General features: G+C 62.7%; 15 protein-coding genes and 4 tRNA genes. 11 read left to right on the plus strand and 8 right to left on the minus strand.

The features are described from left to right. Nucleotides 1-1,665: 1,665 nt before the first annotated feature. Nucleotides 1,666-2,652, minus strand: a complete 987-nt coding sequence (locus AC1AYN_RS09130; RefSeq protein ID WP_476503198.1) for a glycosyltransferase family 2 protein — start codon at nucleotides 2,650-2,652, stop codon at nucleotides 1,666-1,668. A gap of 400 nt (nucleotides 2,653-3,052) precedes the next feature. Between AC1AYN_RS09130 and AC1AYN_RS09135 the strand changes: the two genes are divergently transcribed. Then, nucleotides 3,053-3,140 (plus strand) — tRNA-Ser (locus AC1AYN_RS09135). Nucleotides 3,141-3,423: 283 nt separating this feature from the next. Here the strand turns inward: AC1AYN_RS09135 and AC1AYN_RS09140 are convergent. From AC1AYN_RS09140 to AC1AYN_RS09155, 4 genes are all read right to left on the minus strand, one after another. After that, complete coding sequence (locus AC1AYN_RS09140; protein WP_476533007.1) at nucleotides 3,424-3,717, minus strand: FaeA/PapI family transcriptional regulator; 294 nt, start codon at nucleotides 3,715-3,717, stop codon at nucleotides 3,424-3,426. A 236-nt stretch (nucleotides 3,718-3,953) separates the two neighbouring features. Next, entirely contained in the window at nucleotides 3,954-4,514 is a 561-nt protein-coding gene (locus AC1AYN_RS09145) for a PIN domain-containing protein (protein WP_476503188.1), read from the minus strand. Between the two features lie 17 nt (nucleotides 4,515-4,531). Next, a complete protein-coding gene (locus tag AC1AYN_RS09150; RefSeq protein WP_476503187.1) occupies nucleotides 4,532-4,945 on the minus strand; it encodes a helix-turn-helix domain-containing protein in 414 nt (137 codons plus the stop codon). A 267-nt stretch (nucleotides 4,946-5,212) separates the two neighbouring features. Next, the gene (locus tag AC1AYN_RS09155) at nucleotides 5,213-6,091 is read right to left on the minus strand and encodes a LysR family transcriptional regulator (protein WP_476503186.1); all 879 of its coding nucleotides are present in this window, start codon (nucleotides 6,089-6,091) and stop codon (nucleotides 5,213-5,215) included. Nucleotides 6,092-6,260: 169 nt separating this feature from the next. Between AC1AYN_RS09155 and AC1AYN_RS09160 the strand changes: the two genes are divergently transcribed. From AC1AYN_RS09160 to AC1AYN_RS09180, 5 genes are all read left to right on the plus strand, one after another. Beyond that, nucleotides 6,261-7,058, plus strand: a complete 798-nt coding sequence (locus AC1AYN_RS09160) for an AzlC family ABC transporter permease (RefSeq protein WP_476533008.1) — start codon at nucleotides 6,261-6,263, stop codon at nucleotides 7,056-7,058. Then, entirely contained in the window at nucleotides 7,058-7,393 is a 336-nt protein-coding gene (locus tag AC1AYN_RS09165) for a branched-chain amino acid transporter permease (RefSeq protein ID WP_476503197.1), read from the plus strand. The genes AC1AYN_RS09160 and AC1AYN_RS09165 overlap by 1 nt, the downstream gene beginning before the upstream one ends. 96 nt (nucleotides 7,394-7,489) lie before the next feature. Then, the gene (locus AC1AYN_RS09170; protein ID WP_476503184.1) at nucleotides 7,490-8,341 is read left to right on the plus strand and encodes a PhzF family phenazine biosynthesis protein; all 852 of its coding nucleotides are present in this window, start codon (nucleotides 7,490-7,492) and stop codon (nucleotides 8,339-8,341) included. Between the two features lie 23 nt (nucleotides 8,342-8,364). Beyond that, nucleotides 8,365-8,745, plus strand: coding sequence for a DUF488 domain-containing protein (locus AC1AYN_RS09175; protein WP_476503196.1), 381 nt, complete (start codon nucleotides 8,365-8,367; stop codon nucleotides 8,743-8,745). Between the two features lie 28 nt (nucleotides 8,746-8,773). Continuing rightward, entirely contained in the window at nucleotides 8,774-9,469 is a 696-nt protein-coding gene (locus tag AC1AYN_RS09180) for an aspartate/glutamate racemase family protein (protein ID WP_476503183.1), read from the plus strand. On the opposite strand, the gene AC1AYN_RS09185 is transcribed toward AC1AYN_RS09180, so the two are convergent. Further along, on the minus strand, nucleotides 9,456-9,731 hold the full coding sequence (locus AC1AYN_RS09185; RefSeq protein ID WP_476503182.1) for a hypothetical protein: 276 nt from the start codon (nucleotides 9,729-9,731) through the stop codon (nucleotides 9,456-9,458). The two genes, AC1AYN_RS09180 and AC1AYN_RS09185, sit on opposite strands and share 14 nt — an antisense overlap. Before the next feature lie 117 nt (nucleotides 9,732-9,848). Here AC1AYN_RS09185 and AC1AYN_RS09190 point away from each other — a divergent pair, with 117 nt between their 5' ends. From AC1AYN_RS09190 to AC1AYN_RS09210, 5 genes are all read left to right on the plus strand, one after another. Further along, on the plus strand, nucleotides 9,849-10,304 hold the full coding sequence (locus tag AC1AYN_RS09190) for a hypothetical protein (RefSeq protein ID WP_476503181.1): 456 nt from the start codon (nucleotides 9,849-9,851) through the stop codon (nucleotides 10,302-10,304). A gap of 425 nt (nucleotides 10,305-10,729) precedes the next feature. Then, nucleotides 10,730-10,811: transfer RNA gene (locus tag AC1AYN_RS09195), tRNA-Tyr, on the plus strand. Nucleotide 10,812: 1 nt separating this feature from the next. Next, nucleotides 10,813-10,884, plus strand: a tRNA-Thr gene (locus AC1AYN_RS09200). Nucleotides 10,885-10,904: 20 nt separating this feature from the next. Next, nucleotides 10,905-10,978: transfer RNA gene (locus AC1AYN_RS09205), tRNA-Lys, on the plus strand. 537 nt (nucleotides 10,979-11,515) lie between these two features. Then, nucleotides 11,516-12,037 (plus strand): cupin domain-containing protein, encoded by a 522-nt coding sequence (locus AC1AYN_RS09210; protein WP_476503180.1) that lies wholly within the window; start codon nucleotides 11,516-11,518, stop codon nucleotides 12,035-12,037. Nucleotides 12,038-12,201: 164 nt separating this feature from the next. On the opposite strand, the gene AC1AYN_RS09215 is transcribed toward AC1AYN_RS09210, so the two are convergent. Together AC1AYN_RS09215 and AC1AYN_RS09220 are read right to left on the minus strand one after the other, a co-directional pair. Next, nucleotides 12,202-13,473 carry an ABC transporter substrate-binding protein gene (locus AC1AYN_RS09215; protein WP_476533009.1) on the minus strand — a complete coding sequence of 424 codons (1,272 nt, stop codon included), beginning with the start codon at nucleotides 13,471-13,473 and terminating at the stop codon, nucleotides 12,202-12,204. 402 nt (nucleotides 13,474-13,875) lie between these two features. Further along, entirely contained in the window at nucleotides 13,876-14,703 is an 828-nt protein-coding gene (locus tag AC1AYN_RS09220) for an ABC transporter ATP-binding protein (protein WP_476503178.1), read from the minus strand. Between the last annotated feature and the right edge of the window lie 127 nt (nucleotides 14,704-14,830).

The following is a 14,830-nucleotide window of genomic DNA, read 5'->3' on the forward strand; positions in this document are numbered from 1 at the left end:
CTGAAATCCAGCCGGCCCGCGGTGGAGGAGCACGTATGAGACGGTGGATAACCGGAGATGACTTTCGGGAGGAACCGTACATGGGAGCCGCCGAGTGAGGATTTGCCCCATGCTTGGCAGTTCTGCACGCCATCGGGCCGGCCCGGGCCGGCCGGGGCCGGCCAAGTGTGTACAGGCGCATGGGGACAGGACCATACAGGGCGTATCCGTATCCGAACTTGTATGCTTCAGACGCATTCCTGCATGGTTCGGGTAGGTACCTGCATAGTCCAGGCGGAAACCTGTAGAAGAACCGGACGAACCTGTAGCCGATTGGCTTGAACCTGTAGGGCACGACCTTGAAGAACGTCTTCCCGCCGGCTGCCTGCAAGACCACGATCCTTGGAATTCCGCGGAAGTCGGCGACATAAATAATCGTAGATGCGGATGCCTTCAGGACCATACACTGCAGGTTGGCGTTATTCTCCTACATGTTGCATGCTCGTTTATGCACGTTGCCCTTCCAACCATGCACGTTACGTGCCCAACCACGCACAAAGCGGGGCAAACCATACATGTTCGAGAGCCCCAAGTCTCCGCGTTCCGGAGTTTCCACGCAGGTTCATGCCCTGTGGGCAAATCAGCCTGCAGCGTGCGCGGCATGCACAGCGTGCGCAGCATGCACAACGCAAGGCGGAGAGAACGAGGCCGCAGAAGGAGTGACGAGGCAAACGGGCATACGCGCCCGCGCGCTGCCCCCCATACGCCTATGTGATTTACGGGGGTGCCGTAACCAATAGGGGGTCAGGAAGGGGGCATGCAGCCTATCCGCTGAAGCTGAACAGGGGTATGGAGCCATACATACCCCCTAACCAGCAATCGGTGCACGCGTACGGGCGGCACAGACAATAACGGCGCTAGCACGAAAGCGGCGAGTTTCCGGGATTACCCGAGTCGCGCACATTACAGGCCTGACATGGCACCCCGTTCTGCGGTCCTCCATTCTGTCGATAGGGGGTATAAACGGGGGTAATGCGATTCGAAGACGCCCGGGCAGTAAGGGGGGAATAGCCCCCTAAAATGCCCCCATATTTTTTAGTAGTCAAACAGGCAACGCGGCACGGCGCCTTCCGTCCGAGCCCCAGGGGACGTGGTCGAGCCACCGAACGTTCGTTGTGTGTCACGGAGCACCATTCACGCCGCTAGCTCCTGCACCACCTGAGCCGAATGAGGCAGCTGAGATCAATCGGACATGTCTTGAGGGCAGGGTTAGTAGCCCAACTCCAATACTCCGTTCTTCTTTACACCATACCCCCGTAAAGATTCTTCGCAGCTGTCCCCCTATGCAATCCCCCTATAGGCAGAAATACCCCCTATTGTCAGCCACCACGGGGGGCTCCAGATCTCGCCACTTCTACCTGCATAGATCTGACAAGCTCTGGAACATCACGCCTCCGGGCGTCAGCACCGACATGACTCCGTCCGCTTCTTGCGCGTGGGTGTTATACCCCCTTCAATGCCCCCCTAACACCCCAAGAGCGCAAGCCATTAAAAATGGGGTTTATAGGGGGCATACCCCCTATAAACCCCTGTTGGCAGACCGTACTCAAGCGCCATCACCAATCGCGCGGCAGACACAACGGCAGACGCATCCGCAGCGCACCGGTCGGCGGAACCGGCCCCGAATCAGTCGTCGAGCACGTCGGGCAGCGGGCACGGCATCGGACGCCACGCGTTGTCGTGCAGGAGCTTGCGGGAATCCCACCAGCCCTTCGCGATCTGGACGACGCCGGTCTTCAAGTGCTCGCGGTCGACCATGACGAGGCGGATGAGCTCCTTCGCGGCGGTGGCGATTGTGCCGAGGCCGAAGAGGAACGGACGGTAGTCGCCGTACACCATGAAGTAGCGGGCCATGTAGCCGCGGTTGCGCATGATGTGGTAGCGGTTCATGTCGGACGTGGAGTTGAGCTGACGCAGGCCGGCGATGTCCCAGTTGCCGATTTCGCGCGTACGGCGCAGCACGACGTCGGGGATGACGATCGGCGCGGTGACCTTGCTCGCGCGGTAGCCGTAGATCGTGTCATCCCAATAGATGAAGAAGCGCGGATCGGGCAGGCCGATCTCCTTGACGACGCGACGGTTGAACAGGCCGCCCTCGAAGCACAGCGTGTTCATCGTGCGGAAGCCGGCGCGGCCGAACGCGGCCGGCGCGATCGGGTTCGGGATGCCGAGACCGATGCGGAAATCGTACTGCCAGTAGAACGGGCCGCCGTCATAGTCGAAGCGGCTGCCCTGGATGACCTCGTGGCGACGGGTCCACGGGGCGAGCTTGGCGATGCCGTCGGGCAGGACGGCGACGTCGTCGTCCATCACCCAGAACCATTCCGCGCCGAGCTGGTACGCCTTCTTCACGCCGGCGGAGAAGCCGCCCGCGCCGCCCAGATTCTCGGTCTGCGGCGCGTAGACGACGCGCGACTGGTTGCCGGAACGGTCGGCGACGGTCTTGCCCCACTGCGCGGTGACGTCGGCGGCGAAATCCTCGACCATGGACTTGGTCTCGTCGGAATGCTCGTTGTCGACGACGATGACGCGCCACGGCGCCTGTTCGAGCGCGAGAATCGACTCGAACAGGGTGGCGAGCAGGTTCTGGCGCTTGTAGGTGGTGATGACCATGGCGAGCTTGTCGATGGTCCTGGGGTCCTTCTTCGCGGTCTTCGCGGTCTTCGTGGTCTTCGCGACGGTTTTGTCGGTCTTCGCGGCGTTCGCGGTCGTCTTCACTTCGGTCATGGACGTATTCTCTCACCACCCGACGAACGGCGGCCACGACGTTTCCGGCATCGTCAGCACCCGGTCGACGACCACCACATTCCGTTAACCTTCACACCCTATGATTGTCAGTGGGGAGAAGGCTCACGACGCCCCGGAACGAGGCGAACGAGACCACCGTCGTCAACGTCGACGACGGCTCGCGACACGCCGATGGCACACAAGATTGGACACATCCGCAAATCCCATGCTATTCTCTCTCAATTGTGTGCTGAGCTTGCTTGTTCAGGAGTTCAGGGAAACACATGGAGGATTCGCCTAGTGGTCTATGGCGCACGCTTGGAAAGCGTGTTGGTGTAACAGCCTCACGAGTTCGAATCTCGTATCCTCCGCCAACAGGGTTTTCGGAGTTTTCCGGAAACCCTTTTTCATTGCCGACGACCCCGAGAAGTGGGGTCCAAGCGCTGCGGCGTCCAGCCCAAGGCGGACACGTCGAGACGGTGCGCTCGTTCAACAACCGGTTCGGACAGACGCGCAGCCAGAGCCCCGCATCCCACAGGCATCCCCCATCGGCCCGCACCCGTACCCGAACCTAGGAACCTTACCCACACCCCACTTCCTAGGTTCCTAGGTAACTTCCCAGGTTCGGGTTCGGAGTACGCAACGCAGCCCCGGCTTCTACTCGGAAGCCACCAGCCGGTACCGGCGCTTGGGACTGTACTTGGACCCGATGCCCTCGACGAGGTTCTCGTCCATCAAACCGGACAGGTAGTCGCGGATGGTTTTCGCCGATACTCCCGCCGCGTCGGCCAGTTCGGATGTGCTGGCGCTGTTCCGCTCCGCCAGATACGAGAGAATCGCCTGACGCATGTTGTCCCGCGAGTATGAGGTTCCTTCCTGCTCGGTCATTCTGCGATGTCCGAAGATGATGCGGAATTCGCTCAACGTACTCACCGGCACCGGCGGATCCATGAGCGCATCGGCTCGGACAGACGCGGCGCATGGCGCATCCTCACCCCATCACAGTCATCCCATGAGTGATGCGACGGCTCGTGCCAACATGGCGTGGACACAGTGACGGAGACGGAATCGTGGACTCCTGATGGAACCCAACCTCCACCCGAACCTAGGAACCTTACCCACACCCACTTCCTAGGTTCAGACCCCTAGGCCCGCTCCCGGGCAAGACACACGATTCCCATCACCCTTTAGCGAGCGACCCGCTCCATGCCATCGGCGAATCTGTCCAGGCGTAGCCTACGCAGATGTGCCAGCTCCTCGGCCATGGTACGCGGCGGATTATCCTTACTGGACACGACGGCGTTCATCGCATTCACGATGCCATCGTGGTCGCGCGTGAGCATCGTGCTCAGGAACTCGTCCGGATGAACGGCTTCCACAGCGTACCGTTCAAGACTCAGCGGCGGGAAATCCTTGAGGTTGTACGTAACGATGTAATCGGCATCGGCGGACAGGGCAGCGGCGAGCACGTGCCGGTCATCCGGGTCCGGCAGCTCAAGCGTCGCTTCGAGATGTTCCCAACCGTAGACGCAATGGGTAGGGTTCATCGGCGTGATGAACGAGAGCAGACGATCCGCCTGTTCCGGCGTACGATTGCGTCTTTCAATGAGCGCGCGGCGAGCCTCCTCTAGAATCCGCTCGGACCACACGGCGTCGATCACCTGTTCCTCGTCCAGCGTGAGCATGATGTCGAGCAGCCAGACCGCGGGAAAGACATTGGCGTCAAGCAATACGACGGGTTTCGTCACGATTCGTCCCCGGCTCGTCAGTCGAAATCGGCGACGTAGGCCGCATCATCGTCGCCGTACAGCCCCATCTCCACAGCCGCGTGGCGCATCGAAGCCAGGGACCGTTCCATGCGCTCACGCTCACGCTTCTGATAGTCCATCACATCGACCACATCCACCATGCGGCGACCGGCGGCACCATTGCGGGTGAACGGCAGCCTGCCGGAATCGAGGATGCGGGCCACCGTGCGCGCCGAGCAGTTCAGCAACTTCGCTGCCTCTCCCGTCGTAATCATGCGGCGACGTCCCATCGCACCGAACGCCGCGTTCAACGCCGCCTCATACGCCTCGGCGCTCAACTCCACCACGTCACCGTCCGAACCGACGAGCGCGCGATTGCCGCGCGGAATCGTCGTCCCACCGGCACGCGGCATTTCAAGTACAGCCGTCATGATTCCTCCTTATGTTGCCGCCATTCTATCAGTTTCTGACAAAATCGACAATAGTCAAAATTGTCCTGTTAATTCGCGTCGAATGGGCGCGAAGATGAGTCCGTGGAACCGTCGAAACGCGAAACCCCAGTCGGCAGTAAGGCGGAGCCAGCGTGAAGGTTGGGGTCTCGCATCCTCCGCCATCGCCCCGGAACCACGCGGTTCTGGGGTTTTTCGTTTTCCAGCAACCCCACGTAACCGGGCAACAGAGGCAACCCGGCAACCCCTTCAGGGCAATGCATCGATGTTGTTTCGCAGGTGCTCGATGAATCGCATGGCCGCCAAGGGGAGCCTGTCGCGGTCGGCATAGGCGATGGCGATGGTGCGGTCCACGGGCGGGTCGGTGGGACGCAGGACGATCCGGTAGTTGGCACTGGTGCGGTGGAGGATGAGTTCGGCGAGGATGCTGAAGCCCAATCCGGCCTCGACCATGGTCATGATCGAGTAGTCGTCGTGGATGCGCAACCGCACATTCGGCTTGAGCCCGATAGACGCGAACGCCTCCAACGGCTCGGAATAATGCCCCTCCTCCAGCAGGATCATGGGTTCCTTGGCGAGCGCGGCCAATGGCACCCGGTCAAGTGCTGCGAGCGGATGACCTTGCGGCAGGACGGCGAGCATGGCGCCCCGTTTGATGGTGATGGTCTGCACGTCGCGCGCGGCGGCGGGGTTGATGAATCCGAAGTCGATGGTGCCGTTGTGGATCCATTCCTGGATGGTGGTGTAGTCGCCTTGGTGCAGGACGAACCGCACGTTCGGGTGACGCTGTTGGAAGCCGCTGATGAGCCCCGGCAGCCAGTGGGCGGAGATGCTGGCGATGGTGCCCATGCGGATCACGCCGGTGTCGAGGCCGAGGATCTCGTCGGTCCGTTCGCGGATGCGCAGACCGTCCTCCACGTAGCGTTCGATGAGCGGGTAGAGCTGGCGTCCCTCCTCGGTGAGCGTGCATCCGCCGCGCTGCCGGTTGAGCAGGGTGACGTCGAGTTCCTTCTCCAGCGATGCGATCATCTGGCTGACGGCCGACTGGCTGCATCGCAGCTCGTCGGCGGCCGCGGAGAAGCTGCCGTATTCGACGATGTGCCGCAGGGCGAGATACCGGTTGTCCATAATCGTTCATCATAGACGTTGCATAAGCATCGCTTACATGTCCATTAGCGGATTTGATTGTACTTATCGTATATGCACGTCATACGATGGCCGCCATCGGACACGTCCAGCGCAGTTGGATCGTTCGACACATGCACGGGAACATCAATGAAGGAAAGGATCCCCCGATATGGCGTTGTTGCGTACGGCGTTCCGGGCCGCGTTGCCGCCCACGCTGCCGATCGCCGCCGGCTTCCTGTTCTTCGGCGGATCCTACGGACTACTCATGCATGCCAAGGGATTCCCAATCGTGTACCCGCTGGCCATGGGCTACGTCATCTTTGCCGGGTCGATGGAGTTCGTCACCGTGAATCTGCTGTTGTCCGCGTTCGATCCGTGGTCCGCGTTCCTGTTGGCGATCATGGTCAACGCGCGTCATCTGTTCTACGGTCTGTCGATGCTGGACACATTTCGTGGATTGGGCTGGAGAAAACCGTATCTGATCTTCACGATGATTGACGAGACATTCGCCATCGGTTCCAGCGTTCATATTCCGGCATCGGTCGACCGGGGATGGTTCATGGTGTTCGTCTCCGTCCTCTGCCGCTCCTACTGGTTCGGTGGAATAGCGTTGGGTTGGCTGGCCGGCGGCGTGCTTCCGTTCGACACCAAGGGCATCGAGTTCGTGCTCGCCGCCCTGTTCCTGTCGATTCTCCTCGAACAGTGGGATGACGACCGGAACCGGAAGGAGAGCGACGACAGCGACCCGCGTCCACACCCGGCGGTCGCGAATCTCGTGGATTCGGCTCGGCCTCATGCGCCTGCGCTGGTCGGGCTGTCGGCCTCCGCGATCTGTCTGGCGCTGTTCGGCCCGGACCGGTTCATGATTCCGGCCATGGCGCTGATGCTGGTGACGTTCCTGATATTGCGTACGAGATTGGAAGACGCGGACGACGAGCACGGCACCCGGAACAGGGAGGAACGATGATGACCATGACCACATGGCAAGCCGTCGTGACCATAGCGGCGGTCTCGTTGGGCACCATACTCACCCGCTTCCTGCCGTTCACGCTGTTTCCCGATTCACGCCGACCACCCAGAACCGTGACCTACCTCGGCAGGGTTCTGCCGCATGCGATGACCGGTCTGCTGGTGGTGTACGCGCTCAAGGACGTGTCGCCGCTCTCCGGATCCCATGGAGCGCCCGAGGCGATCACGGTCCTCGTCATCGTGCTGCTGCATCGGTGGCGCCACAGCATGCTGGTGTCCGTCGCCGGAGGAACCATCGCGTATATGATGCTCGTCCAGCTGGTGTTCGTGTGACGGGTTTGCGGATTCCTGCCCCGTTGGGGGATTCATGGCGACGGACATCCGACGGTAGACGACGACGGTAGACGACGAAAGCAATGGGAGACAAGTATGGCTATGCGGCAGTATGTGGTGGATGCGTTCACGGACAGGGTGTTCAAGGGCAATCCGGCGGCGGTGTGCCTGCCGGAATCATGGCCCTCTGACGAACTGATGGCGGATATCGCGATGGAGAACCTGTTCTCCGAGACCGCGTTCGTCGTACGCGAACCGGAAGGATGGCACCTGCGCTGGTTCACGCCGGGCGGCGAGATCGACCTGTGCGGTCACGCGACGCTCGCCTCCGCGTATGTGGTGCTGCGGTTCGTGGAACCGGACGCCGACGTGGTGCGGTTCCGCACGATGAGCGGCGTGCTGACCGTGACCCGACGGCGGGGCGGCGGGCGTGATGGCGACGACCACGCCGGCGACGTGTTCACGATGGACTTCCCCGCCTTCGACCTGAAACCCACACCGGTCACCGACGCGATGGAGCAGGCGTTGGGTGCCCGTCCGGCTGAGGCGTGGCTCGGCCGCGACCTGCTGTGCGTGATGCCCGACGAGCGGACCGTGCGCGGACTCGATCCCGACCAAGGGCTGCTTGAGGACCTGCCCGGCCTGCTGGCCAACGTCACGGCGGCCGGCGATGCGAGGTCGGGCTTCGACTGCGTGTCCCGCTCATTCGCACCGAAGCTCAACGTCCCCGAGGACCCGGTCTGTGGCTCCGGCCATTGCCACATCCTGCCATACTGGAGCAAACGCCTCGACAAGACCACGCTCACCGCGTATCAGGCCTCGGCGCGCGGCGGCGTCATCCACGCCACGGTCGGCGACGGCCGCGTCAGCCTCGGCGGCGGCGCGGCGCTGTTCTCCATCGGCACCATCCTGCCCGACTTCGGTTTTCGAATGTCCCGCATCGATTGACTTGTCCGCCCTGCAGTTCGATGATGGCGGGCGTGGGCATCATGGTGAAACGTATCTATGACGAGCCGGAACCCGATGACGGCTGCAGGATTCTGGTGGATCGGCTGTGGCCGCGCGGCATGAGCCGGGAACGCGCCGCCCTTGACCTGTGGCTAAAGGACATCGCGCCCTCACCCGGACTGCGCAAATGGTTCGGACATGATCCGGCGCGCTTTGCGAAGTTCTCCGAACGGTACCGGGCGGAACTGGACGCCAACGTAGAGACGGTCGCGTCCCTGCGCGACGTCGTCATGACCCATGAAACCGTCACGCTCCTGTATGCGGCCAAGAATCCGCTGGTCAATCACGCGGTCGTCCTGTGCGACTACATGGCCGGCGGTACGGGAATCATCAAGTCACACTGAAACGCAGGGGCACGGAAAGGAATCGGCCATGAGGAAGCTGGGACTGATCGGCGGGACCGGGCCGGAATCCACGATCATCTACTACAAGGAGATCACCGACGGGGCGCGCAGACGCTTGGGACAAGACCGGTTCCCGCATCTGAGCATCGAAAGTCTGGACGTGTTCGAGGTGCTGGGCTTCTGCAGACGCGCAGACTATGACGGGCTCACCGACTACCTGACCCATGGAATCGCCAATCTCGCCGTCGCGGGGGCCGAGTTCGCCGCGTTCACGGGCATTACGCCGCATGTGGTGTTCGACGAGGTGACGCGACGCTCGCCCATCCCGATCGTCAGCATGCTGGACACGTCCTGCCAGTACGCGGTTGACCGGCATTACGATCGAGTCGTCTTGATGGGTACCGGTCCGACCATGGACGGCGATTTCTTCCAGCACCCATTCCAAGTGCATGGCATCGACGTCGTCACACCGGACGATGAGGACAAGCGGTACATAGCCAAGGCAATCGAAACGGAATTGGAATACGGCATCGTCAGACCGGCGACCCGGAAGGCGCTGCGAGACATCGCCGTTCGGCTGGCCGAACGGGAGCATGCCGAGGCGATCGTGCTGGGCTGCACGGAACTGCCATTGGCGTTCGATGGCACGAGCCTACCGGTGAACGTCATGGACGTCATGCGCATCCACATCAACGCCCTCATCGACCGCATCATCGGCGAATGACCAGCACAATAGATCCTCTACTGAAACGACCACCAGCACATGTGGAAGTCACCCGCGCCTCACGGAACGCCCTATGGGTCGGGATGAAACGTTTCAGCGACTCCTCCTTGCCCAGCAGCAGCAATCCGGTCAATGTCGGCATGATCTTGCCGTCGATGGTCACCGTCAGCTGCAGGGATCGCTCCAGTTCCCCGTCAGTGAGCTCCAGTAGATTACGGTCGCCGGACTGGTACGTACCGATGATTCGGCGCAGCGAACTCACGCGCATTCCACGCCCCACACACACCGCGAAGGCCCGTCACCGAGCCGGCCTGTCTGCGCCGTCGGGGCTCTCGGCATGCTGCTGTAACCTGTAGCTGGTATCCGCAAGGAGGGCAGCATGGCCGTATTCGAGGACGATTTCATGGACATCCAGGCGGGTCTGGTCGCGCTTGCCTTGGAGGCCGTCGGCGACGTCAACGTGGAGGATGTGTACATATACGGATCCATCGAGGGCTGTATGACGGCCTTCAACGTGTTCTTCCGCGTGGACGGAACGATTCAATACCTGCGGGATGTGGTCGACGACCAGTCAATCAGATTGCAGGTGCTGGAATTGGGCACCGGCGACTTGGGAAAGCTCCGCGACCTGTGCTTCGCGAACGGCCACGACTGCCCAACCCAGATCCGGGGTCGCTACAACGCGGCCTCCGGCGGCTACCGTGCCCATTATGCCTATGATCCCATCGTCTGCGACGAGCAGCATGGCATCGCGCCTTCCGAGGCGTTCGTCATGTGGGTGGACGACGTGCGGGCCGGCCGTGACGATCTGGCCTCGGACGATGCCGAGGAATAGGTGAAGCTCAGCGCTCGATGCCGTATTCGTCGTACACGTAGGCATCGTACTGGCTGTCGTCGAGATGCGACGTGTTGTAGTGATACGCGTCGTAATGGTTGTCGTTCTGCATGATCGCTCCTTCGTTCGTTCGTCCCTTGAGTCGGACCTCATCGTTGTCGGTATCCGGTGTACTCCGCGCGCGTTTCCGCAGGATGTGTGTTCGACCACGCGCAGGTGAACTCGTGCCGTCATCATCGTGAATGCGATGATGACGGGTGCCGCGACCGCGACCGCGACCGCGACCGCGACGGTACGGCGCGACCCGCGCGACCTGCGCGACCCGCGCGACGTGCCGACTTGCGCGATGTGCGATGACGTGCCATTATGTTCAGGTTGCCTTTATGGGGTCGGGCTGAAAGGCCTGGCCGCGGAGGGAACGGATCGGCGGATTTCCCAAGCGGTCAAAGGGAGCTGACTGTAAATCAGCCGCTTCGTGCTTCAGTGGTTCGAATCCACTATCCGCCACGCCCCGATAGCTCAGTGGTAGAGCACTTCCTTGGTAAGGAAGAGGTCGTGAGTCCAATTCTCACTCGGGGCTCTCCGAAAGGAACCAACTACGCCCCTGTAGCTCAGTTGGTTAGAGCAGCTGACTCTTAATCAGCGTGTCCAGGGTTCGAATCCCTGCGGGGGCACAGACAAGACCGGAATCGAAAGATTCCGGTCCTTTTGCATTTCCGGCCGCCCTCAGTCAGGCGGCCTATAGGAATTTTGGCTCGGCCTGTCAGCTCCCGCCGGCGGGAGTGGGAGGCCGGGCGCCGACGACCATCCAGTTCAGGGTTTCTCGCTTGAGAGGGGTACATCTCTGCTGTCTCGAATGCGTATCTGCGTTGCGAGGGGTACCAGACCCGAGTCATTCCGAGGCCACACACCGATATGACGCCATCTGCACCGGCATTCCCCCTGTCCAAGTACCCCTCATACGCCAGTTACGCTTGGAGAGCGACGGGGAAGTACCCCTTTCAACCGAGAAAGCACAGGAATCGGCAGCTCCCGCACATCGCCAGCGGAGGCCGCAAGCGAATGCTCCCATCGGCATCGCCGCGATCGGACGCGCCGAGGCCCACAACGCATCGCGATCGCCGCACAGGCGACCGGAAGACCTGATGCCTGATAATGGATGGTGACGAAACATCCATACGCCCAACGGGGCCGACGAACGGGAGCGCATCATGGCAGATGAGACCACCCAGACCACCAACGAGACCGGGCAGCCCGCACAGCCGCAGCCAGCACAGCCCACGCAAACCGGGCGACCCGCACAGCCCACGCAAACCGGGCAACCCGCACGGCACCACCAGTGCAGGTGCGGCAACGGACACGGGCACGGCGCATGCCGCCGCGACGCCGAAGGGCACGCCATCACCGCCGAATCGCATCTGGGTTATGTCGCCGATCTGGCCTCGCTGATCGACATCCAGGAGGAGGCGACCGTGTCGCGCACGGTGCTGCGCGAGGACGGGCTGCGCGCCGTGCTGTTCGCTTTCGACAAGGACCAGGCGCTGAGCGAACACACCGCGGCCATGCCCGTGACGATCCAGGTGCTCGAAGGCCGGCTGCGCATCGGCGGCGGTGAGCGCGAGGTCGAGCTCACGGCGGGCGGCATCGTGTATCTGAGCGCGCGCCTGCCGCACACGGTCTACGCGCTCGAGCCGAGCAAGATGCTGCTGCAGATGTTCGACAACCGCGGCTGAACGCAACCGCTCCGGACGGGCGAAGGCGCGGAGACACGAGAGCCGGAGGAACGGCAACCCGAGGGCCCGCCGATGCGTGACAAACGCGTCGACGGGCCCTCGCCGGATCGGCACCAGACCGGCCTCACCGGATCACCGGGAGGCCGGCCCCGCGCCGATTCCAATCACTTGGTCGGGACCTTGCCTTCCTGCGCGTGGTCGAAGTTCGGCACGTTCTTGGCGTCGAACTTGTACACGCCGATGTTGGCGGAGCTCGGATCGTTGCTGGAGTTGAACGGTCCGATGCCGGTCACACCCTTGTAGTGGATGTCCTTGCCGGACTTCAACGCGGCAAGGCATTCCTTGTAGGACGTGCATTCGGTGCCGCCGTTCGCGCCGGAGACGGCCGCCATGTTCTTCTGGATGGTTTCGCCGTCGGCGCTGCCGCCCTTCTGCGCGGCGAGCGCGGCGAGGATGATGCCGTCATACGTTTCGGCGCCGTAGGTAAAGTTGTCGATGTCCTTGCCGTACGCGTCGACGAGCTGCTTCTGGAAGTCGTCGGAGGCCTGGACGCCCGGGATGGTGCCCTTCGAGCCTTCAAGCAGCCCCGCGTCGAACACCTTCGAATAGTCGGACGTGTTGCCGTCGACGAAGTACAGCTTGTGGGTGTCCACGCCGGCGCTCTTCAACGCCTTGACGAGCGGCTTGGTCTGGTCGAAGGCGATCACGGCGACGGCGTCCGGGTTGCTCGCCTTGATCGCGGTGGCGATCGACGAGAAGTTCGTCTCGGTCGGGTCGAACGCGTCCTTCTCGCCGTAGACGACGTTCACGCCCGCGTCCTTGACGGTCTTGACGACCGTGTCGCGCAGACCGGTGCCGTACTCGTCGTTGAACACCGCGACGGCGAGGTTCTTCACGCCGTCCTGCGCGATGACCTGTCCGAGCACGGTGCCCTGCACGGTGTCCGGCGGGACGGTGCGGAAGAAGTACGGGCTCAGGCCGGAGAAGTCGGAGCTGGTGGCGCCCATGGAGAGCATCGGGATCTTCTGTTCGGTGATGGTCTTGTACACGTTCTTGACGACGGCGCTGGAGGCCGGGCCGATCACGAACGACGGGTTCTTCGACAGCACGGACTGCACGGCGGACGTGTTCTGGTCGGCGTGGTCCGCATCGGAGGTGTCGGCGTCGGTGGTGGTCACGTCCTTGCCGAGTACGCCGCCGGCCGCGTTGATGTCGCTGACGGCGAGCTTCTCGGCGGCGAGTTCCGGCGGTGCGAGGTACGCGAGCGAGCCGGTTTCCGGCCAGAGTCCGCCGAGCACGAACGCGTCCTTCTTGCCGGATGAGCCGGATGCGCCGGCACTGGACGACGAGCCGGCCGAGCCGCAGCCGGCGAGCGCCATGACGGCGGCTGCGACGACAGCCGTCGCGGTGATTAGGATCCTCTTTTTGCTGTTCATGATTGCTTCCTCTCTATTCAAGCGAATATGAACGTGTGACGGGGCGATGTGATTGTCGCCTTGTGATGGTGCACCCCCTCAGTCCCGCTTCGCGGGACAGCTCCCCCTTCAGGGGGAGCAAGGAAATCGCATGCGCCGAGCGCATTCCGCCCCTGCGTTCCTGCGCCCCCTTTAGGGGGAGCTGGCGGCCGGAGGCCGACTGAGGGGGCGCTTGCGGCCGGGATTCGGTGTCTCTCCCTCCGTCCGCCTTCAGCGGCCACCTCCCACGTCAGAGGGAGGCAGAGCCGGGGTACAGGTCACTGGCCTTCTGCGAGAAGGTCGGTGATGTGTGTGGCTTCAAGGCGCACCGAGGGAAGGCGTGCGAAGGCACGTCGACCGAGGAGCAACGCCGAAGACACACCATCACTGGCCTTCTTCTTCGACTTCTTGTTCGAGGTTGCCTAGGTAGAGGGAGATGACTTTGGGGTCTTCCAGGAGGTCTCGGCCGCGGCCGGAGTAGGCGTTGCGGCCTTGGTCGAGGACGTAGCCGCGGTCGCAGATCTGCAGGCAGCGGCGCGCGTTCTGTTCGACGATGATGACGGAGACGCCGGCCTTGTTGACCTGGCGCACGCGGATGAAGGTCTCGTCCTGGAGCATCGGCGACAGGCCGGCGGAGGGCTCGTCGAGGAGCAGCACGGACGGGTTCATCATCAGGGCGCGGGCCATGGCGACCATCTGGCGTTCGCCGCCGGACAGGGAGCCGGCGAGCTGGTCCTTGCGCTCCCCCAGCTTGGGGAAGATCGAGCACACGTAGTCGAAGCGTTCGTTGAACTTCTTCGGTGCCTGGTAGGCGCCCATGTGCATGTTCTCCGCGATGGTGAGCGAGGGGAACACGTTTTCGGTCTGCGGTACGAAGCCGACGCCGAGGGAGACGAGCTTGTCGGCACGCAGGTTGGTGATGTCCTCACCTTTCAGGATCAGGTGCCCGGAGTGGATGTGGACGAGTCCGAACAGTGATTTGAGGAGCGTGGATTTGCCGGCGCCGTTCGGGCCGATGATGCCGACGATCTCGCCTTCGTGGAGGGTGAGGGATGCGCCGTTGAGGATGTTCACGCCGGGGATGTAGCCGGCGACGAGGTCGACGGCGTCGAGGAGGGGTTCGCCTTCCGGCTCGCCCACGTGGATTTCGGCGCGCGGGCGCGTGTCGGTCGTGGGCGCGGCGGGCGCGGTCAGTGTTGCGGTGTCAGTCATCGTATGGCCTCCTTGACCCCCTCAGTCCGCTTCGCGGACAGCTCCCCCTGAAGGGGGAGCAGGATGTTGGGATACCCGCCCAGTCCGGCCGAACCGGACAGCTCCCCCTGAAGGGAGCGCATAGTGT

It is taken from the genome of Bifidobacterium sp. LH_413, from assembly GCF_056357015.1.

Bases quoted from the DNA above. Each gene is read 5' to 3' on its own strand.
- AC1AYN_RS09210 (WP_476503180.1), top strand. From the start codon at position 11,516: ATGGCAGATGAGACCACCCAGACCACCAACGAGACCGGGCAGCCCGCA.
- AC1AYN_RS09140 (WP_476533007.1), bottom strand. From the start codon at position 3,717: ATGGATCCGCCGGTGCCGGTGAGTACGTTGAGCGAATTCCGCATCATC.
- AC1AYN_RS09160 (WP_476533008.1), top strand. From the start codon at position 6,261: ATGGCGTTGTTGCGTACGGCGTTCCGGGCCGCGTTGCCGCCCACGCTG.
- AC1AYN_RS09190 (WP_476503181.1), top strand. From the start codon at position 9,849: ATGGCCGTATTCGAGGACGATTTCATGGACATCCAGGCGGGTCTGGTC.
- AC1AYN_RS09130 (WP_476503198.1), bottom strand. From the start codon at position 2,652: ATGGTCATCACCACCTACAAGCGCCAGAACCTGCTCGCCACCCTGTTC.
- AC1AYN_RS09175 (WP_476503196.1), top strand. From the start codon at position 8,365: ATGGCGGGCGTGGGCATCATGGTGAAACGTATCTATGACGAGCCGGAA.
- AC1AYN_RS09155 (WP_476503186.1), bottom strand. From the start codon at position 6,091: ATGGACAACCGGTATCTCGCCCTGCGGCACATCGTCGAATACGGCAGC.
- AC1AYN_RS09150 (WP_476503187.1), bottom strand. From the start codon at position 4,945: ATGACGGCTGTACTTGAAATGCCGCGTGCCGGTGGGACGACGATTCCG.
- AC1AYN_RS09220 (WP_476503178.1), bottom strand. From the start codon at position 14,703: ATGACTGACACCGCAACACTGACCGCGCCCGCCGCGCCCACGACCGAC.
- AC1AYN_RS09170 (WP_476503184.1), top strand. From the start codon at position 7,490: ATGGCTATGCGGCAGTATGTGGTGGATGCGTTCACGGACAGGGTGTTC.
- AC1AYN_RS09165 (WP_476503197.1), top strand. From the start codon at position 7,058: ATGACCATGACCACATGGCAAGCCGTCGTGACCATAGCGGCGGTCTCG.
- AC1AYN_RS09180 (WP_476503183.1), top strand. From the start codon at position 8,774: ATGAGGAAGCTGGGACTGATCGGCGGGACCGGGCCGGAATCCACGATC.
- AC1AYN_RS09215 (WP_476533009.1), bottom strand. From the start codon at position 13,473: ATGAACAGCAAAAAGAGGATCCTAATCACCGCGACGGCTGTCGTCGCA.